Origin of the sequence: Pectobacterium peruviense (assembly GCF_002847345.1) — a bacterium.
Taxonomy (GTDB): domain Bacteria; phylum Pseudomonadota; class Gammaproteobacteria; order Enterobacterales; family Enterobacteriaceae; genus Pectobacterium; species Pectobacterium peruviense.
Genome location: NZ_LXFV01000007.1, coordinates 162,226 through 183,419, shown reverse-complemented (window position 1 = coordinate 183,419; position 21,194 = coordinate 162,226). Strand labels below are relative to the sequence as shown.

The following is a 21,194-nucleotide window of genomic DNA, read 5'->3' as shown; positions in this document are numbered from 1 at the left end:
ACGCGATGTGGGATTACTGCCCGGCGATCTGCATCTCTTCAATCAATAGGGAACCGCAGGAGAGATTGCCCTGCGTGTGGATGTCCGCCCCGAGCGCGACACAGTGCAGGAGCAGCGTTTTCAGGTTGCCTGCAATGGTGATCTCTTCGACCGGATACTGAATTTCGCCGTTTTCGACCCAAAAGCCCGCCACACCCTGCGAATAGTCGCCCGTCATTGGGTTCAGTCCGTGTCCTAGCAGCGTGGTGACCAGCAGTCCTGTGTGCATCTGGCGCAACAGCGCTGGCAAGTCATCGCCAGCGCGACTTTGGCTGCTGCTGACACTCAGGTTATAGGCTCCACCTGCGTGTCCGGTCGTCGTGAGCCCCAAGCGTCGAGCGCTGTAGCTTGAGAGAAAATAGCCTTGTGCAATGCCATCGTGGATGACATGCCGCGGAGTCGCGGCGACGCCTTCGGCATCAAAGCAGGCGCTAGCCAGTGCCCCAGGAATAAACGGATTTTCATACAGGCTCAGGTGCGGTGCAGTGATGGCCTCACCGAGGCACTGACCCAGAAATGACGTGGATCGATAAAGCGCCGCGCCGCTCAGCGCACCGACCAGATGATGAATCAGGCTGTGCGCCACAGGGGCGTCAAACAGCACTGGACAGCGGCGGGTTGAGAGTTTTCGTGCACCTAGCTGTGCCACCGCACGTTGCGCGGCGGTATGTCCGATAGTCTCTGGCGAGGCCAGCAGAGACGGCGCTCTGCCGGTGGTGTGCCAGAAACCCTGCTGGCGTTGTGTATCATTACGCGCAATCGCATGGCTCCATAGGGTGTGTAACGATGTTGGGTAACCTGCCGAAAAACCGGCAGAGTTCGCCAGAATAAAGTCTCCCTGCTGCGAGGTGATTTCCGTGCTCTCGCTGTAGCCATGCTCATGCGTGGTATTGGCGACCTGCTCGGCACGCAGTGCCAGCGACAGTGCTTGCTCAACTGTCAGCGTATAGGCGTTGTGCAGCGAAAGATCGTAAATATCACGGGCAAAATGCTGCGCTTCCGGCAGGCCGCTACACGGATCCTCATCGGCATATTTTGCCAGCGTGCTGGCGGCGTCCACGGCATCCTGCAACGCTTCCTTGCTAAACAAGGTCGAAGAAACGGTACCTGCGCGCTGGCCGAAGTAGACCGTAACGGACAGGAAGCGGCTTTGGTTTTGCGTCAGCGTATCAATATCGCCGTTCCTGACGCGGATGGTGCGGCGGTTTCCCTGCGAGACGCTGACGACCGCCTGACTCGCGCCTTTTGCGGCCGCGAAGTTCAGCACGTCTCCGGCCAGCGACTGAAGCGTGTCGGTCTGCGGCGTAGCAAGAACGGGGGATTCATCAAGAGAAGACATTATTCGGTATCCATGCGTGACAGTGTTCTACTCATGATGTGCAACGAAGAAAGAAAAGCGTCACCGCAGGCCGAAACTTTTTTTTACGCTGAGGCATTCGGATGATGGAGAAGATGATGCGCTCTGATGCTGGCGAGGCTGTCAGCACCAGAGCGAAAGAGGAAGTCAGGGGGCTTTGGCGGGTTGCAGGACGAAATCGATTTTGCTCAGGCCACGCTGCTGGGCATTCGTCATGACATACGCTACCCGACCATATTCGACGGCCTGATCGGCAAACAGCCGTATATTCGGGTGAGTGCCTTCGGCTGAGGCCGCATCGAGTTTGGCGATCAGTTGGGCATCATCGACCGCTTCTTTATTCCAGTTCATTTGTCCGGTTGCGGTAATCGCGATATCCACAGCTTGTGGATCTTTCTTGATTTTTTCGACGCTGGCGCGCGGTAGTTCCACTTTGACGGCATGATTAATGACCGGCAGGGTGATCATGAACACGATCAGCAGCACCAGCATGACATCAATAAACGGCGTCATGTTGATGTCGTTAAGCAGGGCGTCTTCCTGACTTTCAAACGGGGATGACATACTCATGGCTATGTTCCTCTTCAGGCGGAGCGCTCAACGGGGTGAGTCGGCTCATACCGCGCCGCACTATTAAGGTCGGTAATACTGGTATCCACGCGTGCGCCAGTCAGCAGGTAAGCGTGCAGATCGTGCGCAAAGCGATTCATGGCATGCAGAACGATGCGATTGCGGCGGTTGATCGCGTTGAATCCCAGTACAGCGGGAATCGCCACGAACAGGCCAAACGCCGTCATGATCAAGGCTTCGCCGACAGGGCCAGCAACCTGAGCCAGATCGGGCTGGCCGATGGTACTGATGGTTTGTAGCGCGTGAAAAATGCCCCACACGGTGCCCAGCAAGCCGATAAACGGCGCGGTACTGCCGATAGATGCCAGCGTGCCGAGGCCGGATTGCAGTTTGCCTGAGTTGGTGTCCAGCGTGTTGCTCAGGCCGCGCACCAGCCAGTCGCTGAGATCGACGTGTCCGCCCAACGTGGAAGAGAATTTGTGTGGGTGTTTCAGCAGCGCATGTCCTTCGATCACCAGATCGCGGAACGGGTTAAAACGCTGCTTACCGAATTTCTCGACGCTCTCTTGCAGGCTGGTTGCCTGCCAAAAGGTATTCCGACTGTATTGCACGCTCTTGTTCAAGGCGAACAGCTGTCGTGCTTTGAGCAGCATGACCGTCCATGACAGCAGCGACATGATGAGCAGAATGATGGCTACCGAGTGGGTGACCACGTCGCCCTGCTGCCAGAAATGGTGGATATCTAACGTGTTCATATATGACCTCTTATGCAATAACCTGATTCGGGCGTGTTTGCGAAACGGCGGATGCGCTATTTCAACGCAGGTGCTTTCTTAGTGAGTCAGCCGGAAATTAACGGGCTGAATCGTCATGACGGTAATGGCCTGTCCATTTTCGCGGTAAGGCGTACAGCGTGCCTGCGCCACGGCTTCAATCGCGGCCTGATCGAGGGCGTCATAGCCGCTACTGCGAGCAATGTCGTGTCGAATCAGTCGTCCCTCTGGGCTAATTACCAGACGAACCAGCACATTGCCTTCCTGCTGGAGACGCTTGGCGCGGCGAGGGTAGTCAGGTTGCGGGACGACACAGCCAACGGATGCGACCTGTTTAGGCTGCGCCCCCGGGCTGTTCTGCATCAGATTGCCTTTGCTGGCTGTCGTCAGCGGGCCTGGCGTCGCTTCCGGTGCGGCGGGAGACGGCTCCGGCGCCGGACGCGCCGCAGGCTGACGCTCGGCGGTGGTTTTTTGGCGGACGGGCTGCGGTTTTACCACTGGCTTAACCGGCGGCTGGTGAACCTCTTTTTTGACCGGAGGCGGTGGCGTTTGCTGTTCCTCAACGACTGGCTTTTCAGGAACGGGCGCAATTTCACGTTCACCCTGTTCTGATGTCAGCACGGGTGGCTCCGGCGACGGTTCAGGAATCGGTTCAGGTTCCGGTGCGTCAACCATCGTGGCCTGAATGCTGATACTGGCTGCTGGATTGAGCAGGTTGATCGGTGTGTATTCGGTGGTTCGCGTGATGAGTAAGGCGGCGACACCTGCATGGATCAGCGCAACCGTCAGAAAGCTGAGCGCAATCTTCCCCATTTCTCCCCGGGCGGGCGCTGCCACCGTCATGCTGCGCGACGGCTGTGCGGGTGCGACGTCACGCCGTGCGGCGGGTGCCGCATCAACGCGCGCGTTTAATGAAAGGTGTTGCACGGATGCCTGTTGCACGTTTTCCTCTGCTGCTCTTGCTTACGGTGTTGAGCGCTTTATGCCGCCCTGAACATCGGGATTGTGATGACCTCTATTAACGATGTGCAACGAGGCAGGAAAAGTGTCACCACGTGCGTGAAATTTTTTGCGGCTTGCCATCCCTGACTACCACCTTTGCGAGCCATCGCTTATACGCGTCTGGCGTCGGCGGCGCGGATATGTATCCAGTAATCGGTGGTATGCACAATCGCGATGGGCATGGTTTGCGCCAGAGAATCCAGCGTGTAGTTCAGGTTATCTAGCGGGAAATTGCCGCTGACGCGCAGATCGGCGATAGCGGGATCTAACCGGATAATGCCGGGAGTGTAATCACGCAGCTCGCTGATGACCGACGCCAGCGAGCGATCGCGGACTTCCAGACGACCCTGCATCCAGGCGCTTTCTGCCTCCGGCGTGACGGCAACCTGATAGAGCGTTGAGCGATCGAACCAGACGCCCTGACCCGCGTGAAGGCGCAGGCTTTGCCCTGCATGGTTAGTCACCTTGGCGATGTTATCCAGCACGCCGACGTGGATGCCGCCGCTTTCATAACGCACGTTCACATTGGCCTGAAGTGCGACGATATTGCCCATGTGGGTATCAATAATAAAAGGGCGCTGTGCATCCGACTTAATCTTCGCGAAGATACCACCGTTGAGAATGCCGACCTGACGAAGGGTATTTTCTGGTTCAACGTTGATATCGACGGCGGTACGCGCGTTCAACATGAGCGTGCTGCCATCGCTGAGTGGAACCTGCTGGCGCTGTGCCGTGGCAGTCTTCACATCGGACAGAAGCGGTGACAGGGGGTAATGCTGGTTAAGTAGCAGACTGCTTAGCGAGGCGACAGCCACCATGCCCAGTCCATATTGCAGGACTTTGCGCCGACCTGAGGGTGCTAATAACGCCTGACGAATCGGTTCGTGAGGCAGTGCGGCGAGAAGAGGCTGAAATTTCCCCAGCGTTTGCTCGATGCGTTGGCAGGCGCGCTCATGCAGAGGGTTTTCGTATCGCCAGCGGCGGTATTCATCGTAATCGGTCTGTGTTGCTTCGCCGGAACGCAGCAGCACCATCCATTCAATCGCCTGTTCGGCAATCGGGTCATCCATGTGTCGTCTTGCCATGCGGTTCACCTATAAGTCACTGCTGTCCTGCGTGGCCAGATAGCAGTTGGTCAGCGCTTTGGCGATATATTTTCTCACCATACTGGCGGAGACATCGAGCTGTACGGCAATGTCGGCATAGGTCATGCCATCAAGCTGGCTGAACAGAAATGCCTGCCGTGCTTTGGTGGATAGCCCATCCAGCGCTTGATCGATAGTGAGCAGCGCCTCCATCAACAGCTGTTGCTCTTCCGGCGACGGATGGTGAAATTCAGGTTTACTCGCCAGCGCGGTGAGATAGGCTTTTTCCAGATCGCGGCGACGCCAGTTTTCATACAGTACGCGTTTGGCGAGTGTGGTTAGCATCGCGCGCGGTTCCTGTACGTTGGCAAGATTTGGTAGCGAGGCTAAACGTAAAAATGCCTCTGAGGCGACATCTTCCGCTTCACAGCCGTAGGCAATACGGCGGCGTAATCTTTCCGTTAGCCAGCGATAATCGCTGCGAAATATCAGTGACAGTAAGTCGGGTTTTTTAACAGCCTCTGTGTACATGGGCATCCTTAAATCGCGTAAATCACAACAATGCTTGAACCGGGATACCCCAGGGCCGCAGAACAAAAGGAACGATGCGTCCTGTGCTGTTTTTAAGTCAAAATTTGCAGGAGTCAAACCACGTTTTTTTTCTATCGTTAGTTAGAAATGTTCTGTTACTGACTGGAATGGGTAAATTGCTATTTCTGGATGTTTCTTAGCGGGAGATAAAAAATACGATTCATAAGAGTAGAGTGATTCATTTTTTATATTTAAAAATACAGAGAAAAGGTTTTTCCAAATCAATCTGTTTTCTACCGAGAAAAAATAATTACGGGAAAAATGACTTTCCCGCTGTCACTTTTTCATCGTCATTGCACAAATCATACGAAGACCAATAAAAACTGATTTTTTGAAGCAATTGACGAGGGAAAAATGAAAAAACGTAATACTGCCTCTCCCGCTCTGGGGTTGGGTTTTAAGAAACGCTTATTCTTCACTAATATGTTGGCGATTAATTCTGCGTTATTCGTGGGGGCGACGACCGTTCCTATGACCGTCTATGCGGCGGGTGAAAATGACACTGTGGCATTTTCTATTCCTGCTGGCGACCTGCAAAAAGGGCTATTGGCAATCGCCAATCAAAGCAAACAGACGCTCTCTTTTAATCCTGCGCTGGTGGCGAATTATCAGAGTGCCGCGCTGAATGGCAATTATTCAACGCGTCAGGCTATTTTACGCTTGCTGCAAGGTACGCCGTTATTATTGACGACGACGGGTAATGGCACGCTGACCATTGTTTCTTCCCGCGCTAATGATGCAGAAGTGGCGCAGGCGAGTGATAAAACGCTACCAGCGATTACCGTCAGCGCAGGCAGTGAAGATGAAACCGTATTGAACCCCGGCACCTCCTCTTCGGCATTACGCACCAGCACGTCGTTGCAGCAAACGGCACAGTCGGTTCAGGTAATCAGTAATAAGCTGATTACTGCCCGCCAGGCCACATCGCTGGAAGAGGCGTTAAAAAACTCGGGCAGCGTGGTCACCATTCAATCAAACCGTGGTGCGCCTACGTATTGGATGCGCGGCTATGCCGTAACGTCCGGTGCGACGGATGGCCTGTCGGGCTCCAGCAATGCCGGTATTGGTCAGGGCACGGCGATTGAGGGGGTCGAACGTGTCGAAGTGCTGAAAGGGCCACAATCGGTGCTCGCGGGGAGCAGCTCCGCCGCGGGAACCATTAACGTTGTGCGTAAAAAACCGGTAACCGAACCGTTGCATGTCCTCAAAGTCGAGGCGGCGCGCTACGGTGAATTTAAAACGGCTATCGATCTGGGCGGCGCGATCACGGACGATAAAGCGTTCAGCTACCGTTTGAATGCCTCAACCATGAAATCTCAGCACTCCTTTCCTGATTACAACGGTAACCACGGTGATTATTTAGCCCCAGCGCTGACCTGGAAAAACGACAATACGCGGATCACCGTTGGTGCGGAAGTCAATCAGGCACGTAAATCGGGACCTGCCGGGACGATTTACGCTAACGGAAGAATACAGAAGCTGCCGGAATATCGTCTGGGGGATAAAGACGATCATAACAAGATGAAAACGACGAATGCCTATTATGAATTGGAGCAAAAGCTCGTCGACGATTGGACATTTAATAGTAAAGCGGGTTTCCAGAGCACAGCTTCGCAGATGAAGATGAACGAAACGCTGGATATCGCCGCCAATGGCAACAAAATCAGCCACCCGCTGGCCTATAAATCCACTAATCAGACGTGGAGCCAGCAAAATGATATTCGCGGGAAAATCGAAACCGGGCCCGTCACTCAGACCTTGTTGGTCGGTCATGACTATAAGCATGAACGCTACGCCAGCTATGACGGCAGCTTTATCCTGATGACCAATGGGAACGTGTATAACCCAGACTCGCTGGTGTTCCCCAGCATCGGTGAACCGAATAGCCGGACGTACACGTCCAAGCTGATTCAAAGTGGTTTCTTGTTCCAGGATCAGATCGATGTCTTTGACCGCCTGCATTTCCAACTGGCGGTGAAGCGCTCGACATGGAACAACAGCTATTTGGTGGGAACGCGAGCATCTACGTATACCGCGACCAAGTGGATCCCCAATTACGGCATTAGCTTCGATATCACACCGGACGTTACGATTTACGCCAACTTGCTGAATAGCTTTAGCGGCAGCGCGCAGGTTTCACGCTCTGGTGTCCAGCTCCCGCCAACGACGGGGCAGTCTAAAGAAGCTGGGCTGAAGTTTAACCTGCTTGATGACAACCTCACGCTGACGACAGCCGTATTCAGCATTGAGCAAAAAAACCTGGCGGTAACGGATAGAAACGGTTTCCCGATTGCGACCACGGGGAGAAAGAGCGAAGGCTTTGACGTGGATTTGAATGGTTCTTTGTTGCCGGGATGGGATGTCACGGCCAGCTATACCTACTCGGATAATAAGGATCCTACCACCGTTCGTAGCACGATTACGCCGCGCCACTCTGGAAACGTGTGGACGTCTTATGAAGTGCAGTCTGGACGCTATCAGGGTGCCGGTGCATCAGTCGGTATCAGCGGTTCATCGAAAACGCAGAACGGCCCGACCAATAACGTCTTCACTATCGGCAGCTCGGCATCAACCGATGCATCGGTGTTTTACCGCCAGCCTGACTGGTCGCTGACGCTGGGCGTCAATAACGTCTTCGATCGCGATATCTACTACACCAGCACGACGCCGCTGTATATCGGAGTGAAGGAAGGGCGGACGTGGCGTCTCACTGGGACGTATTCGTTCTGATAATCCGTTCGGCCAATCTGTTAGACAAATAACGAGAACGGTCATTCACACGAATCAGCAGGTAGAAACGGCGCATGAACGCAAGCGAGACGAGTACGACAAAACCGGGCATCGGCCAGATTCTGATGCCCTATTGGCAGACGCCAGAGAAGTATCTGGCGCTGTTTATTCTGGCGGTGATTATTAGCATCAATCTGGGTACGGCCTACATCAGCGTGGAGGCGAACCGAGTCTCGGGGAAATTCACCGATGCGTTGATTGGGCTGGATTGGGAGCAAATAAAGCCGCTGTTTATCTTCAGCTTCATCCTCGGTTTGAGCGCGATGATGCTGAGATGGATAAACGTACTCAGTCAAGGCTATCTGGCGTTGCGCTGGCGTACCTGGATGACGCTCCACTATATCCGGCGTTGGACGGGGACATCGGCTTATTACGAAATAGAGAGAGACGGTGCGCTGTCGAATATCGATCAGCGTATCGCCGATGACGTTAACGAACTGGTGTCGGCCTCGCTGAATTTTTTTCTCGGCCTTATCTCGGTCGTCATCAGCACCGTCACGTACACGGCGCTGCTATGGTCGGTTTCTGGGGTACTGCGTTTCTCGTTTATGGGCAGCGACTGGGCGATATCCGGTTATATGGTTTACGCCCTCTATATCGAATATATCCTTCAGGTTGCGCTGTCACACTGGCTGGGTAAGGCGTTGATAAAGCTGAATATGAACCAACAGAATGCGGAAGGTGACTTCCGTTTTCTGGGCGTTCAGTTACGTGAAAACGCGGAACAGATTGCCTTCTATCAGGGAGGGGCGCGGGAAGGCGAGCGGCTGGCTCAGCGGTTCGCTCGCGTGCGTGACAATGCGCTGTCTGTGCTGCTGCGTGGTTTTAAGGTGTCGTTTGGTCAGAGCCTGTTTAGCCATTTTCTTTCACCGTTGCCGACGCTATTGGCGCTGCCACAGCTGTTACGTGGCGAGCTCACCTTTGGCGATTTAACGCGGATTCAGATGGCTTACGGTTCTCTGGGGGCGACGCTGAGCTATTTTATGCAGGCGTATCAGTCCTTCACACGCTGGCTGGCGCTGACGAAGCGTTTGCAGGATATGGAAGAAGCGCTGAACAAAAGCGTGCGGACATCATCACCTATTCGGGTGACGGAACACGATGGCCTTGGGTTTTCCTGCGAGAATCTGCGGCTGTTAACGCCGGATGGCCGTGCGCTGACCGCGTTAGATGACTGGCAGGTCTTGCCCGGTGAACGCTGGATGATTAACGGCGCATCCGGTGTGGGTAAAAGCACGCTGCTGCGCGCCTGTGCCGGACTATGGCAGCACGGTAGCGGGGCGATTGCACTGCCTCGCCACTGCCGCACGCTGTTTTTACCGCAGAAAAGCTACCTCCCGACGGGAACGCTGAAAGCGGCGTTGTGCTACCCCGGCAATGTGCGGGATTTTACCGACGAACAATGCCGACAGGCGCTCATCGACAGCGAATTACCGAACATGGCCTCACAGTTGAATGAGGAAGATCGCTGGCAGCAGCGGTTATCCGGCGGTGAGCAGCAGCGAATGGCGATAGCCCGTGCATTGTTGCATCGGCCAGATTTTGTTTTTCTGGATGAAGCGACCAGTGCGCTCGATCCTGAGACAGAGCAACTGGTGTATCAGGCATTGGTCACTGCCTTACCTGACAGCGCGATTATCAGCGTAGCGCATCGGGAATCGCTGGCGGCTTTGCATACTCATCATTTACACCTGACACCGTTAGCCGAAAGTGACCGTCGGCATGAGAGGGATACTCATATGGGCGATGACGCACCGCCGCATCCAGATTCGGATAGGGCATTTAGTGAACGTGGTTTGGCCTGGCGCGGCGAGTGATGCTGTCTGCTGTCTTCAATGGAATAATTCCGCTCAAACAGGGGCGGAGTTATTGCGTTTCTAAGAGTCGGAAAAGCAGAGACGTTTTCCCCGGTTTCTCTGGGTAGTCGGCAATTAACGTCAGTTCGGTCTTTTTCTCTCTAGACCAGAGCTGGCATTCCACTCTCTTGCGCTGAGGGGAGGCGTCCATCGCGTAACTGCACAGGGGAATCCTGCCCGTTCTATCTGGTGTAAAAGCTATGTTATAAGGCGGAAGCGTCAGTTCCGCCATGTTTTCCCCCACGCTATCCAATTCCTCAAGAATCTCTTCGTAAATAGCCGGGCTCACGCCAAAATCTACTAAAGCAGTTGGATCGCCATCTTGGATGCTGCGCAACAGTTCGCCCACGAGTCGATAGATTTCATCTCTGTCCTGTGCCATTTCTTACTTCCTTTGTTTCAGAATTGTGGTGGCTGATATGGTAGAAAAAGGATACCTAAAAAGAGTGAGTCTGCACTTTCTAATATAACGTGTTCTTTTCGGTGACGGCGTGGATATCAAATTGACGCCGACGGAGATGCCGCCAGCGTCATGGATGATTAGAAGGAAACGTCGACGCCGCCGCGCAACACTTCTTCGTTACCGCGATCGGCAAAGTGTTTGTCAGCACGCAGGAAGAAACGTGCATCCGCTGCTTTACCCACGTCCAGCCTCACGCCTGCCCACTGCGAGTCTTTGTCCAGTCGAATGCCCGGTATATCGAGGCGTTCTCCTTCGCGGCCCAGTCCGCTCCAGCGGGCGGAGACATCAAGCGATGGGTTGGTAAACGCATGTTGGTACTCACCGCTAACGCCGACGCTGCTCCACCATCGCTGATTCCATTGCAGCAGGGCGCGCAGATTAAGCCCTGTCAGACCCACGGTACGCGAATAGTCGTTGCCTTCTCCCGTCAGACCCAATGCGCTGCCGGTATCCGTAAATCCGCCAGTAGACAGGTAGCTGTATTTGAGTCCTGCATAAGGTTGAACGCTAAAAATATCGTTGAGTGCAAATTCGTATCCCATTTTGAGCAGGCTCTGCCAGCTATCGCTTGACGTGCTGCTGGAAACGGCTTCGACATTATTCAGCAAGATAGAACGCTTCAGCTTATCGCGGCCGTGCTGATAGCTCAGGTTGCCCTGAACGAACCATTCCGGCGTGAGGTTGTAGCGCGCGTAGGTCATTACTCCGTGCAGCTCATTCTCACTACTGCCGCCGCTACCGTCGTAGTCTGCTTTGATCTGGCTGTTGGTATAGGCAATCCCGGCGCGTAATCCTGGGGTGTTGAAATCGGTATCCGTACCGATGGCCGTCAGGGTGATATCGTAATGGCTACCCAGATAGCCGGACTGTTTCAGATCGCCGCGCAGCTTTCCGGTTTCAATCCATAGCCCGTAGTTCTTCCCGTTCCCTAACAGATCAAGTCGGTTATTCAGTAACTGGTTCTGGTAATCCAGGCTGTTAAACAGAATGGCATTGCTGGATGCATGCGCCTGACCAGACAGTGAATCCAGCGCGATGGCTGCGGCACTCGCGCTGCCTAACTGCTGGAATGCGGCGGCTTTCGTCAGCAAACTGGATTGCTGCTCGCTGGTCGAGGATAAGGCTGACCAGCGGTCGGCAACCTGTAGCGCCGATTCGATATTGGCAGCGGTCTGCAATTGTGCGGCGCTTTGCAAGCCGCTGTTGATGACCGCGTCTACGGTATTGAGGCGGCTGAATGCGCCCGTGACATCGTTGCTGCCGTAAGTCAGGTTTCCTGTCAGGAATAGCCCGAGGTCGGTGGTGCTAAAAGTGCCGCTGATGCCCTGATTGCTGTGCAGCAGCGTTTCCTGCGTTTGGACGATGTAGGTGTTGCTGGGCAGGCCAACGCGTAATCCACCATTTAACGTAGCCGTTCCCTCTATGGTAAACGGATTTGCCAGTGTCACGTTCAGCAGGCCGCTGCTGCCCTGAGTATAGTTACCTGCGACGGTCAGTCCGCCTTCTGCTGTGGTGGCAACGATACCCGTATTATTCACATTACCGCCAATCCGGCCTTTTCCTGCTAGCGTGCCGAAGCCGGATACGCTGGCGTTACCCGCAATTGATCCGTCAACGTACAAACGGTTGGCGGTGATTTGTGTATCACCTTTATAAGTGTTGGTGCCGGTCAAATGCAGAGTGCCACCCGCATTGCTGGCGCCGTTGACGATCAGGCCGTAGTCGCCGCTGATATCGTTAGCGAACGTGTAATCGCCTGCGGTTAAACGAGCGGTGAAGTTATCGGCATAAAACATTGCCGGGCCTTTTACGGCTTTATCGACGTCCAGATCGCCCCAGCCAAAGGTATCGTTATAAGGGCGTCCGTTGGCGGTATCGGCTACCGCGATATAAGCGGGATGGAAAATACTTCCTGTGACGTTACCTCCGCTGTCCCTGATGATTTCGTAGTAAGAATTCTCTGCGTCGTATCGGGTATAGCCATCGGTGTGGTAGGCCGCGGTGGTGAGTAATGTCTGTTGCAGGTTGTAGCCGGTCATCCACGGATAGGCCGCCTGTACTCGGGATGCCCCGCCTGCAACGCGTGGTGCGGCAAAAGAGGTGCCGTGCGAACGTTCAGACGAACTGCTGCCTGCAACGGGATAATCCACATAGCCTGGCGCACTCATGCAGTAGGCCGCGACATTGCCGCACTTATCAAAAAGGTAAAGTTCAGCAGGGCGCTCGGTTCCTTCCTGCCCGACCCATTCAGGGATGTAGCCAGTAACGGCGAGAATGCCTTTTTGCAGCGAGGCATCACCAAAAATCAGTGGGATCTGAGTATTAGGCGAGGGGGTGGAACCAGCATTATTCCCCGTGGCGACAATGCTCAGTGCTTCGGCATCGACGATGCTTTTCAATTCGTTACGGACTAAGAGATAGCTAAAGTTGTTACTGGCATTATTCAGCTCTGCGGTGGTGGTGAGTCGCTCATCCGCGGCGTAGGACATATTGATAATTTTCACGCCTGAATTGAGCAGCCAATTCACGGCGGACGTCGTGTTTTGATAGTTAAAGCGATTGTTTGCCGATGCTTGTGCGATGTAGAGTTCGCTATCTGGTGCCACGCCTCCCGCATAGCTTTCCGTCGCCAAACCAGCCAGCGCCAGTGCGACCAGCGTACCGTGCCCGTTAACGCCTTGATCATCGTTAAGTTGCGGGCTGCCTCCAATAAACGATGAAAAATGCAGGTTGCCGTAATTAAATTCTGGCCGACCAGCTTCCAGACCGGAATCAATAATTCCGACTTTAACGGCGGAGGCTGTCGGCGTTTCCGGCGTGGTTGGCGTCGTGGGTGTGGTAGGTGTCGTCGGTGTTGTTGGGGATGGTGACGTTGGCGCGACGCTGGCGGTTTCACCGCCGCCTCCTCCGCTACTGCCACAACCTGCCAACATCAGCAATGCGATACTGATATTGGCAGCGATGATGGATTGCCGAAATGTTTTTCTTTTTAACGACGCATTCTTTTTTAATGAAAATAGCTGCGCTGCTGCTGTCATTTTATTTTCCCTGCATTTCTAGAACATGGAACCGCCTCCCAAATAAAAAGGGATTTGGAAAGTAAGGTTGACGTTAATGCGATGCATTATTTCGGGGTATAAACCTTATTTGCATGAAGGGCGGTTTCTGGTAGAAAAGAACCTCAGTCTCCTTCACTGATCTTTGTGCAATAACCACGGAAAAGTGACAGCGAGAGCGCCATAATTTTTTGTTGAATCAGGATAAGCCGATGCTGGAATTACGCCCTAACTGTGAACATTGCGACTGTGATTTGCCGCCGGACGCCGAAACGTATATCTGCTCCTATGAGTGCACGTTCTGTCCTGACTGTGCGGATTCCGTATTTCACCACGCCTGCCCGAACTGCGGTGGGGGATTGGTCAAACGGCCGGTGCGTCCGGCGCGTTGTTTGACGAACGATCCAGCCTCAACGATCCGTATTATCAAACCGCACTGACAGGACGAGGCTGTGAGGTTTTCCCTCTGTCATTGCAAAAAATGGAACATCTCGTTCAGTAATTCCCGATTTCTCCTGTCAGTACGCGGCGTATAGTGAGAATTAACCCTACTTTATGACGACTGTCGCCAGGTGTTGCGTTTGACGCATGCCTTCAGGAGAGAAACGTGAATCAAGATTATGTTGTTGTTCAGCAACCCTCAGAAGCAAATCGATTAATCCTGCTGTTTCATGGCGTAGGTGATACCGCCGCAGGCATGGCGCAGATTGGGCGCTATTTTGCTGCCGCCTTACCGCAGGCGATTGTGGTCAGTATTGCCGGGCCGTTCAGTACTGGCTATGGCGACGGGCGGCAGTGGTTCTCTGTTCAGGGCGTCACGGAAGAGAATCGGTTATCTCGTATTGAAGCAAACTTGCCGCGTTTTGTGGATACCGTGCGCCACTGGCAGGAACAAAGTGGCATTAGCGCGGAACAAATCGTGCTGGTGGGGTTCTCGCAGGGGAGCATCATGTCGCTGGAAGCGTTGAAGTCTGAGTCCTCGCTGGCTGGGCATATTATTGCGTTCAGCGGCCGCTTTGCCGTTTTACCAGAAAAAGCCTTTGCTGATGTCGCGGTGCATCTGATTCACGGTGAAGCAGATGGCGTCATTGTGGTTGGGCATGCTCATGCTGCCGCCCATCGCTTTCAGGAACTCGGGACGTCGTTTACGTTGGATATCGCACCCGGTGTCGGGCACGGTATTGATGAGCAGATGCTGAAGCAGGCGCTGGTTTATCTGAAATAAATATACTCATCAGATTATCTTATTGGTGATGTTTGATGTGGCAGTGTTCGTTATCATTACGTACGGTGTGCGTAATGATTTTTCGGCGCTGCCACTATTTAATGTAGAGAGTATATTTTCTGGAATGAGATTTTATCCATATTAAAAATAATATAATCCATATTCTGATGTTAAATAATATAGGCAATGTTTTTATTTGTGTTGAGTGTTCAATATTTCCCTTCTTTTTTCGGATATAAATATCACATCCTTATGGAAAAAGAGGGTGTGCCATGTTTAAGCGTATAAAAGTCATTACTATCCTTGTTATTTTATTGTTTGTATTAGGAATATCTCAGTTTTTAACAGGGGCGCTATCCGTTCGAGCATTGATGAGCGATAGAGACAGTTTCCTTGTTTCTCAACGCTCTAACCAGAATGTGGCCGCCTTTACTGATGCCTGGATTATGATGAATCAGACGCGCATCGCTATCGGTTCTATTATACAAAACATGATGATGGGGAATGCGGATAAAGAGGCCATGCAGGCGCTTTTACAGCAGGCTAAATCACAACTGGCCGCCTCAGAGAGTAGTTATAAACACTATTTGTCTCTGCCTAATACACCCGGATTGGATGACGCGTTATCCAAAAAACTTGAGGCGAGTTATACCGCTTACGACAAACTACTGAATGATATTGTGGATTCGCTTTCCGGTGGATTGGCGGGGGCGGCGATGAAATTGAGTAGTGGGGCGACGCCGTTTAACGTGGCGATGCAGGATGCCTACATAACTTGGCGTGCGGCACAAAATCAGCTGTCGGATGATGGCTTACAGGAAAACCACGTCGCATTTGAAACGATGCTGTGGCTTTTGGGCGCACTGTCTGTGGTCGTCGTGCTGGTGATTATTCTCAGTTGGATCGGGTTGCAGCGCATTCTTTTGCACCCGCTGCGTACGCTCATGCGGCATATCAGCGCTATCGCCGAGGGTAATCTGACGCATCATATTGATACCGCAGGTCGTAATGAGATGAGCCAACTGGCGGCGGGGCTGCACGATATGCAGCAGTCATTAATCCGTACCGTGAGTCTGGTTCGTGACAGTTCCAACTCCATTCATTCCGGGGCCAGTGAAATTTCGGTAGGCAGCAACGATCTGTCTTCGCGTACGGAGCAACAGGCCGCATCGCTACAGGAAACGGCGGCCAGCATGGAGCAGCTAACCTCAACGGTGAAACAGAATTCAGACAACGCGCGTCAGGCTACGCTGCTGGCAAAAAATGCGTCAGAAACGGCCAACAAAGGTGGCACTGTCGTCGATAATGTCGTGAAAACGATGAATGAGATCTCTGACAGTTCACAAAAAATCGCCCATATTACCAGCGTGATTGATAGCATTGCTTTCCAAACCAATATTCTGGCGTTGAATGCGGCGGTAGAAGCGGCGCGAGCGGGTGAGCAGGGGCGGGGCTTTGCCGTGGTGGCGGGAGAAGTACGCACGCTGGCACAGCGCAGTGCTCAGGCTGCCAAAGAGATCAAATCGCTGATTGATGATTCGGTTAGTCGTGCCAATACTGGTTCTGTGCAGGTGAAAGACGCGGGCGATACGATGAAAGAAATCGTCAGCGCCGTGAGCCGGGTGACGGATATTATGGGCGAAATCGCGTCGGCGTCGGATGAACAAAGCCGAGGGATCGATCAGGTCGGGCAGGCGGTTAATGAAATGGATCGCGTTACGCAGCAAAACGCCTCGCTGGTTGAAGAATCGGCTTCTGCTGCGGCAGCATTGGAAGAGCAGGCTAGATTTTTGCAGAATGCGGTTGAGGTGTTCAAAATTGATCAGGCTGCTACGCAGGAACACCGTGCGGCGAGCGCACCTTCTCTTACTGCATTACCGAAATCGCTTTTGCCCAAACCCACATCTGCTGGCTCATCGAATGCGAATTGGGAAACGTTTTAACTGAGGAATCGTGTTGCTGTTCCCCAAAATGTGTAGCACGAAGAAAGCAATGCAGGCCGTAATGGCCTGCATTGTCTTTTGACTGGCAACAACCCGCTTTAAACGCGTTCGACGATCATCGCGATACCTTGCCCACCGCCGATGCACAGCGTCGCCAATCCCAGCGTTTTGTTATAGCTGTGCAGCGCATGTACCAGCGTGACGAGAATACGCGCACCGCTCGCACCGATAGGGTGGCCCAGAGCAATGGCACCGCCGTTCACGTTCACTTTCTCTGGATCGAGTTGCAGATCGCGCTGTACCGCTAGAAACTGTGCGGCAAAGGCTTCATTGGCTTCAATCAGGTCGATATCACCGATCGTCAGCCCAGCCTTGAGCAGCGCTTTCTGCGTTGCCGGAATCGGCCCCAGCCCCATTACTTCACTCGGTACTCCAGCAGACGCCCAACTGCGGATCCGCGCCAGCGGGGTAATCCCCTGTTTTTTCGCTTCGGATTCACGCATTAACACCAGCGTCGCGGCGGCATCGTTAATGCCGGACGCATTGCCAGCGGTGACTGTGCCGTTAGCGGAAAACGCCGGACGTAACGCAGCCAGCGATGCCAGCGTGGTATCTGCACGAGGGAATTCATCCCGATCGAAAATCCGCGTCTCTTTTTTGCTACGCAGTGACAGCGGGGTAATTTCGGCTTTGAAGCGACCCGCTTCAATCGCGGCGACGGCTTTCTGCTGCGATGCCAGCGCTACCTGATCCTGTTCTTCTCGCGTGAGCTGGTAGCGCTCGGCGATATTTTCCGCTGTGGTGCCCATGTGGTAATCGTTAAACGCACACCACAGGCCATCCTTAATCATGATGTCAACAAGCTTGCCGTCTCCCATGCGGTAACCGTGGCGCGCTTTCTCCAGCAGGTAAGGCGCGGCGCTCATGTTTTCCATCCCGCCAGTCACGCAGACCTGATTATCGCCGGACAGAATAGACTGTGCGCCCAGCACAACCGCCTTCAGACCGGAGCCACATACTTTGCTGATGGTCAGTGAAGGTGTTTCAAAAGACAGACCGGCAGCCAGGCTGGCTTGATGTGCGGGGTTTTGGCCCAGGCCGGCTTGCAGCACGTTGCCGAGAATCACTTCATCAATCGCCAGCGTGTCCGGCAGCGTAGACAGACAGTCACGGATGGTGGCAGATGCCATGTCGATGGCAGAGGTGTTGGCCAGACTGCCTGCAAATTTACCAATTGCGGTGCGCTTGGCATTAACAATAACAACGGAGTCGTTCATGATCGCCTCGATTAATGAATGCTGAATGGTTTTACATCGGCGGACACGATGAAGTTCGCCTCGGTTTTTTGGCGCAGTTCGTCCACGGTGATGTCGGGGCTGATTTCGGTCAGCACCATCTGCTGGTCGATAAACTGGAAGACCGCCAGTTCAGTGACGACCATGCTGACTTTATTGGCGGCGGTCAGCGGGTAGGTGCATTGGTGCAATAGTTTTGCATCGCCATTTTTGGCGCAGTGCTCAAGGGCGATGATGACCTTCTTCGCCCCGACCACCAGATCCATCGCGCCGCCCATGCCAGGCACCATTTTTCCCGGCACCATCCAGTTGGCGAGGTTGGCGTGTTCATCGACCTGCAAGCCGCCCAGCACGCAGACATCGACATGGCCGCCGCGAATCAGCGCAAAGGAAAAGGCGCTGTCGAACATTGCCGCACCCGGCACCATGCCGCATGCCTGACCTCCGGCGTTAACCAGATTGCCATCCGGTTCGGTAATCGCGCCGAGCCCTAAAAAGCCGTTCTCTGATTGGAAGGTAACTTCGATGCCGTGCGGCACGTAATTCGCGACTTTGGTGGGTAAGCCAATCCCTAAATTCACCACGTCACCGTTTTTCAGTTCCAGCGCGACGCGGCGGGCGATTAATTCTTTCGCATCCATTATTTCTCTCCCAAATAAAGGTGATCGACCAGCGCCGCTGGGGTGACAATACATTCCGGCGCAAGTTGGCCAACTGGAATAACTTGCTCGCATTGCGCTACGACTTTCTTCGCTGCTAGCGCAATAAGCGGATTAAAATTACGGGCAGTGAGGTGATAAATAAGGTTTCCGCTGGTGTCGGCAATGCTGGCCTGTAATATGGCGAGATCTGCCTTGATTGGCAGTTCTAATAAATAGGTAATATCGTCAATTGTTATTTTTTGTTTATTCTCTTCGACGATGGTGCCAACTCCGGTAGGTGTCAGAAAACCGCCTAAGCCCGCGCCGCCGCTGCGAATACGCTCCGCCAGCGTCCCTTGTGGCACCAGCTCTACGTCAAGCTCGCCGGAGAGCATACGGCGTCCGGTTTCCGGGTTAGTACCAATGTGTGAAGTAATCAGTTTTTTTACCTGACCACTGACAATTAACGGCCCAACGCCGGTATCGACAAACCCGGTATCATTTCCAATCAGCGTTAAATCAGAGACGCCGGATTTAATGATTTCATCTACCAATAATTTCGGTGTTCCGACGCCCATAAAACCACCGAACATAATTGTCATTCCGTCAAATAAATAAGAACGGAAATGTCTGGCATCAATGACTTTATTGTTCATTGCATATTTACTCTTAAATAATGACTCTGAAAGTTGTTGCTCTGAAAAATGGCCGCACGAATCCCCGCAGGTAAATAAATACCTGCTAATCATTGCGGCACATGTACGTTATTTAGCGGGAACAGAGGGAATTGAATAACTCCACCTGTTCCCTGTTATCGGATTAGATATCTATATCCAGTATGGCTGAGCTCAATCCTTTACCGTGCATGTCCAGCGCCAGTGAGCGCGTGACGCCGCCGCCGAGTGCGCCGTACATGACGAAGTTCAGTGCGCCGATGCTCGGTAGCTCATAGCGGACGACATCACCCGTCACGATATCGGCAAACCAGGATTTCACTTTTTCGGCAGTGATCTTCTCTTTTAGCACTTCATAATCTTCCGCACGGTAAGCAATCAGCGAAATATTGGAGGTATTTCCTTTATCACCGGTACGAGAGTGAGCAATTTCACGCAGTTTCATTATTTAATCTCCAGATAATCAACGGCTGGTGTGACGCAGGCGCGAGACAGCAGGGTGGAATCCATCGCCAGTATTTCTTTCACTGATTTGTTAACACCGCCGCCGCCTGCCGGGCCGTTGGTATAGAGCGTTTCGACTTCGTTGCCTACTTTCACCGCCTGTGCTCTGGAGGTGCAGCGTGCTGCGACGCGAGCGCGAACTTCATACGGCTCGCTGCTTTGCGACCGCTGTGCGCCGTGCAGTGAATCAACGCCGATCAAGTCGTAGCGCACTTCCTGAGGATCAAGCTGGCACAGGGCAAAACGTCCTTTGACGATATCCAGCGCTAAACGGCCACGCGCCACTGCACCGGGACCGGCGTAAGAAATTTCACCTTCGCCGATGAACCCGTCCTGATAGCCGACAGACACTTTCAGCGTGTCGGTTTTTGCGCGTCCGGTTGCACCCTGTACACGCACACGGTTCTCACCGTCTTGCGTAAATGTTACGTGGCTGAAATCGGCAATCACGTCTGGGGTGATGTAGCTGTCCGGGCGGTGGATTTCGTACAGCAGCTGTTCTTTACAGGTATCCACACAGACGCAGCCGCCGGAATCTTCAACCTTGGTGATCACGGCGCTGCCATCTTCGGTAATTTCCGCAATCGGGAAGCCCAGACGGTCAAGATTCGGGATGTCTTTAACACCGGGATCGGCATAGTAACCGCCAGTGATTTGTCCTGCGCATTCCAGCAGGTGGCCGAGGCAGGTGCCTTTGCCCAGACGATCCCAGTCATCGGCAGCCCAGTCGAATTCATACATCATCGCGGACAGAAACAGAGATGGATCGGAAACGCGACCGGCGATAATGACGTCCGCACCCTGACGCAACGCTTCAACCAGCGCATCTGCACCCAGATAGGCATTGGCGGAAAGAATGTCTTTACCGCAGCGTGAAACCGGTAGGCCAATCTCATCCAATTTGGAATCTTGTGCGATCAGCACCGAGTGCACATCATCACCAGTGACGATCGCAATCTTCAGCTTGTCTGCACCGAGTTCTTTGGCGATTTCCAATACGCGCTGACCGGCGGCGACAGGGTTCGCCGATCCCATATTGGTGATGATCTTGATACCTTTTTCCAGGCAGAGCGGCAGCACGGCGTGCATACGGTCGGCCAGTAGTTCGTTGTAGCCTTTTTCCGGGTTCTGCTGTTTCTGCTTTTGGCCGATAGCGATAGTACGCTCCGCCAGACATTCAAATACCAGATACTGAATGTCGCCTTTTTGAGCCAGTTCTACGGCCGGTTCGATGCGATCGCCAGCATAGCCAGCGCCAGAACCAATACGAATTGTTTTCATAAACTTACCTTTATCAATGAAATGTGTCTGTTGGCGTAATCAAGGGGAA

At 53.4% G+C, this 21,194-nt stretch carries 18 protein-coding genes; 5 read left to right on the top strand and 13 right to left on the bottom strand.

The genetic code is table 11. The features are described from left to right. Window positions 1-13: 13 nt before the first annotated feature. The 6 genes from A0G03_RS07890 to A0G03_RS07865 form a co-directional block, all read right to left on the bottom strand. Window positions 14-1,378 carry a TldD/PmbA family protein gene (locus A0G03_RS07890; protein WP_048259235.1) on the bottom strand — a complete coding sequence of 455 codons (1,365 nt, stop codon included), beginning with the start codon at window positions 1,376-1,378 and terminating at the stop codon, window positions 14-16. Window positions 1,379-1,543: 165 nt separating this feature from the next. Further along, a complete protein-coding gene (locus tag A0G03_RS07885) occupies window positions 1,544-1,966 on the bottom strand; it encodes an ExbD/TolR family protein (RefSeq protein ID WP_048259236.1) in 423 nt (140 codons plus the stop codon). Between the two features lie 14 nt (window positions 1,967-1,980). Then, window positions 1,981-2,721: a MotA/TolQ/ExbB proton channel family protein gene (locus A0G03_RS07880; RefSeq protein ID WP_039312242.1), complete on the bottom strand. Its 741-nt coding sequence runs from the start codon at window positions 2,719-2,721 to the stop codon at window positions 1,981-1,983. Between the two features lie 78 nt (window positions 2,722-2,799). After that, window positions 2,800-3,681 (bottom strand): energy transducer TonB, encoded by an 882-nt coding sequence (locus A0G03_RS07875; protein ID WP_048259237.1) that lies wholly within the window; start codon window positions 3,679-3,681, stop codon window positions 2,800-2,802. A gap of 170 nt (window positions 3,682-3,851) precedes the next feature. After that, entirely contained in the window at window positions 3,852-4,826 is a 975-nt protein-coding gene (locus A0G03_RS07870) for a FecR family protein (RefSeq protein WP_223250583.1), read from the bottom strand. Window positions 4,827-4,835: 9 nt separating this feature from the next. Beyond that, on the bottom strand, window positions 4,836-5,357 hold the full coding sequence (locus A0G03_RS07865) for a sigma-70 family RNA polymerase sigma factor (RefSeq protein WP_048259239.1): 522 nt from the start codon (window positions 5,355-5,357) through the stop codon (window positions 4,836-4,838). Window positions 5,358-5,771: 414 nt separating this feature from the next. Here A0G03_RS07865 and A0G03_RS07860 point away from each other — a divergent pair, with 414 nt between their 5' ends. Together A0G03_RS07860 and A0G03_RS07855 are read left to right on the top strand one after the other, a co-directional pair. Beyond that, on the top strand, window positions 5,772-8,147 hold the full coding sequence (locus A0G03_RS07860) for a TonB-dependent siderophore receptor (RefSeq protein ID WP_048259240.1): 2,376 nt from the start codon (window positions 5,772-5,774) through the stop codon (window positions 8,145-8,147). Window positions 8,148-8,221: 74 nt separating this feature from the next. Further along, entirely contained in the window at window positions 8,222-10,024 is a 1,803-nt protein-coding gene (locus A0G03_RS07855) for an ABC transporter ATP-binding protein/permease (RefSeq protein WP_048259241.1), read from the top strand. A 49-nt stretch (window positions 10,025-10,073) separates the two neighbouring features. Here the strand turns inward: A0G03_RS07855 and A0G03_RS07850 are convergent, their stop codons facing one another. Together A0G03_RS07850 and A0G03_RS07845 are read right to left on the bottom strand one after the other, a co-directional pair. After that, window positions 10,074-10,445 carry a hypothetical protein gene (locus A0G03_RS07850; RefSeq protein ID WP_048259242.1) on the bottom strand — a complete coding sequence of 124 codons (372 nt, stop codon included), beginning with the start codon at window positions 10,443-10,445 and terminating at the stop codon, window positions 10,074-10,076. Window positions 10,446-10,603: 158 nt separating this feature from the next. Continuing rightward, a complete protein-coding gene (locus A0G03_RS07845) occupies window positions 10,604-13,564 on the bottom strand; it encodes an autotransporter domain-containing protein (protein ID WP_048259243.1) in 2,961 nt (986 codons plus the stop codon). Between the two features lie 230 nt (window positions 13,565-13,794). Between A0G03_RS07845 and A0G03_RS07840 the strand changes: the two genes are divergently transcribed. From A0G03_RS07840 to A0G03_RS07830, 3 genes are all read left to right on the top strand, one after another. Further along, window positions 13,795-14,022 (top strand): DUF1272 domain-containing protein, encoded by a 228-nt coding sequence (locus A0G03_RS07840; protein ID WP_048259244.1) that lies wholly within the window; start codon window positions 13,795-13,797, stop codon window positions 14,020-14,022. Window positions 14,023-14,189: 167 nt separating this feature from the next. Then, window positions 14,190-14,807: an esterase gene (ypfH, locus tag A0G03_RS07835; RefSeq protein ID WP_048259245.1), complete on the top strand. Its 618-nt coding sequence runs from the start codon at window positions 14,190-14,192 to the stop codon at window positions 14,805-14,807. A 272-nt stretch (window positions 14,808-15,079) separates the two neighbouring features. Then, window positions 15,080-16,750 (top strand): methyl-accepting chemotaxis protein, encoded by a 1,671-nt coding sequence (locus A0G03_RS07830; protein ID WP_048259246.1) that lies wholly within the window; start codon window positions 15,080-15,082, stop codon window positions 16,748-16,750. A 98-nt stretch (window positions 16,751-16,848) separates the two neighbouring features. On the opposite strand, the gene A0G03_RS07825 is transcribed toward A0G03_RS07830, so the two are convergent. From A0G03_RS07825 to A0G03_RS07805, 5 genes are all read right to left on the bottom strand, one after another. Then, complete coding sequence (locus A0G03_RS07825; RefSeq protein WP_048259247.1) at window positions 16,849-18,027, bottom strand: acetyl-CoA C-acetyltransferase; 1,179 nt, start codon at window positions 18,025-18,027, stop codon at window positions 16,849-16,851. Window positions 18,028-18,038: 11 nt separating this feature from the next. Further along, entirely contained in the window at window positions 18,039-18,686 is a 648-nt protein-coding gene (locus tag A0G03_RS07820; protein ID WP_048259248.1) for a 3-oxoacid CoA-transferase subunit B, read from the bottom strand. After that, on the bottom strand, window positions 18,686-19,342 hold the full coding sequence (gene atoD / locus A0G03_RS07815; RefSeq protein WP_048259249.1) for an acetate CoA-transferase subunit alpha: 657 nt from the start codon (window positions 19,340-19,342) through the stop codon (window positions 18,686-18,688). The genes A0G03_RS07820 and atoD overlap by 1 nt, the downstream gene beginning before the upstream one ends. Window positions 19,343-19,505: 163 nt before the next feature. Next, the gene (locus tag A0G03_RS07810; protein ID WP_011092873.1) at window positions 19,506-19,805 is read right to left on the bottom strand and encodes an AtuA-related protein; all 300 of its coding nucleotides are present in this window, start codon (window positions 19,803-19,805) and stop codon (window positions 19,506-19,508) included. Then, the gene (locus A0G03_RS07805; protein ID WP_048259250.1) at window positions 19,805-21,145 is read right to left on the bottom strand and encodes an acyclic terpene utilization AtuA family protein; all 1,341 of its coding nucleotides are present in this window, start codon (window positions 21,143-21,145) and stop codon (window positions 19,805-19,807) included. The genes A0G03_RS07810 and A0G03_RS07805 overlap by 1 nt, the downstream gene beginning before the upstream one ends. Between the last annotated feature and the right edge of the window lie 49 nt (window positions 21,146-21,194).

Bases quoted from the DNA above. Each gene is read 5' to 3' on its own strand.
- A0G03_RS07890 (WP_048259235.1), bottom strand. From the start codon at position 1,378: ATGTCTTCTCTTGATGAATCCCCCGTTCTTGCTACGCCGCAGACCGAC.
- A0G03_RS07885 (WP_048259236.1), bottom strand. From the start codon at position 1,966: ATGAGTATGTCATCCCCGTTTGAAAGTCAGGAAGACGCCCTGCTTAAC.
- A0G03_RS07880 (WP_039312242.1), bottom strand. From the start codon at position 2,721: ATGAACACGTTAGATATCCACCATTTCTGGCAGCAGGGCGACGTGGTC.
- A0G03_RS07870 (WP_223250583.1), bottom strand. From the start codon at position 4,826: ATGGCAAGACGACACATGGATGACCCGATTGCCGAACAGGCGATTGAA.
- A0G03_RS07865 (WP_048259239.1), bottom strand. From the start codon at position 5,357: ATGTACACAGAGGCTGTTAAAAAACCCGACTTACTGTCACTGATATTT.
- A0G03_RS07860 (WP_048259240.1), top strand. From the start codon at position 5,772: ATGAAAAAACGTAATACTGCCTCTCCCGCTCTGGGGTTGGGTTTTAAG.
- A0G03_RS07855 (WP_048259241.1), top strand. From the start codon at position 8,222: ATGAACGCAAGCGAGACGAGTACGACAAAACCGGGCATCGGCCAGATT.
- A0G03_RS07850 (WP_048259242.1), bottom strand. From the start codon at position 10,445: ATGGCACAGGACAGAGATGAAATCTATCGACTCGTGGGCGAACTGTTG.
- A0G03_RS07845 (WP_048259243.1), bottom strand. From the start codon at position 13,564: ATGACAGCAGCAGCGCAGCTATTTTCATTAAAAAAGAATGCGTCGTTA.
- A0G03_RS07840 (WP_048259244.1), top strand. From the start codon at position 13,795: ATGCTGGAATTACGCCCTAACTGTGAACATTGCGACTGTGATTTGCCG.
- A0G03_RS07830 (WP_048259246.1), top strand. From the start codon at position 15,080: ATGTTTAAGCGTATAAAAGTCATTACTATCCTTGTTATTTTATTGTTT.
- A0G03_RS07825 (WP_048259247.1), bottom strand. From the start codon at position 18,027: ATGAACGACTCCGTTGTTATTGTTAATGCCAAGCGCACCGCAATTGGT.
- A0G03_RS07820 (WP_048259248.1), bottom strand. From the start codon at position 18,686: ATGGATGCGAAAGAATTAATCGCCCGCCGCGTCGCGCTGGAACTGAAA.
- atoD (WP_048259249.1), bottom strand. From the start codon at position 19,342: ATGAACAATAAAGTCATTGATGCCAGACATTTCCGTTCTTATTTATTT.
- A0G03_RS07810 (WP_011092873.1), bottom strand. From the start codon at position 19,805: ATGAAACTGCGTGAAATTGCTCACTCTCGTACCGGTGATAAAGGAAAT.
- A0G03_RS07805 (WP_048259250.1), bottom strand. From the start codon at position 21,145: ATGAAAACAATTCGTATTGGTTCTGGCGCTGGCTATGCTGGCGATCGC.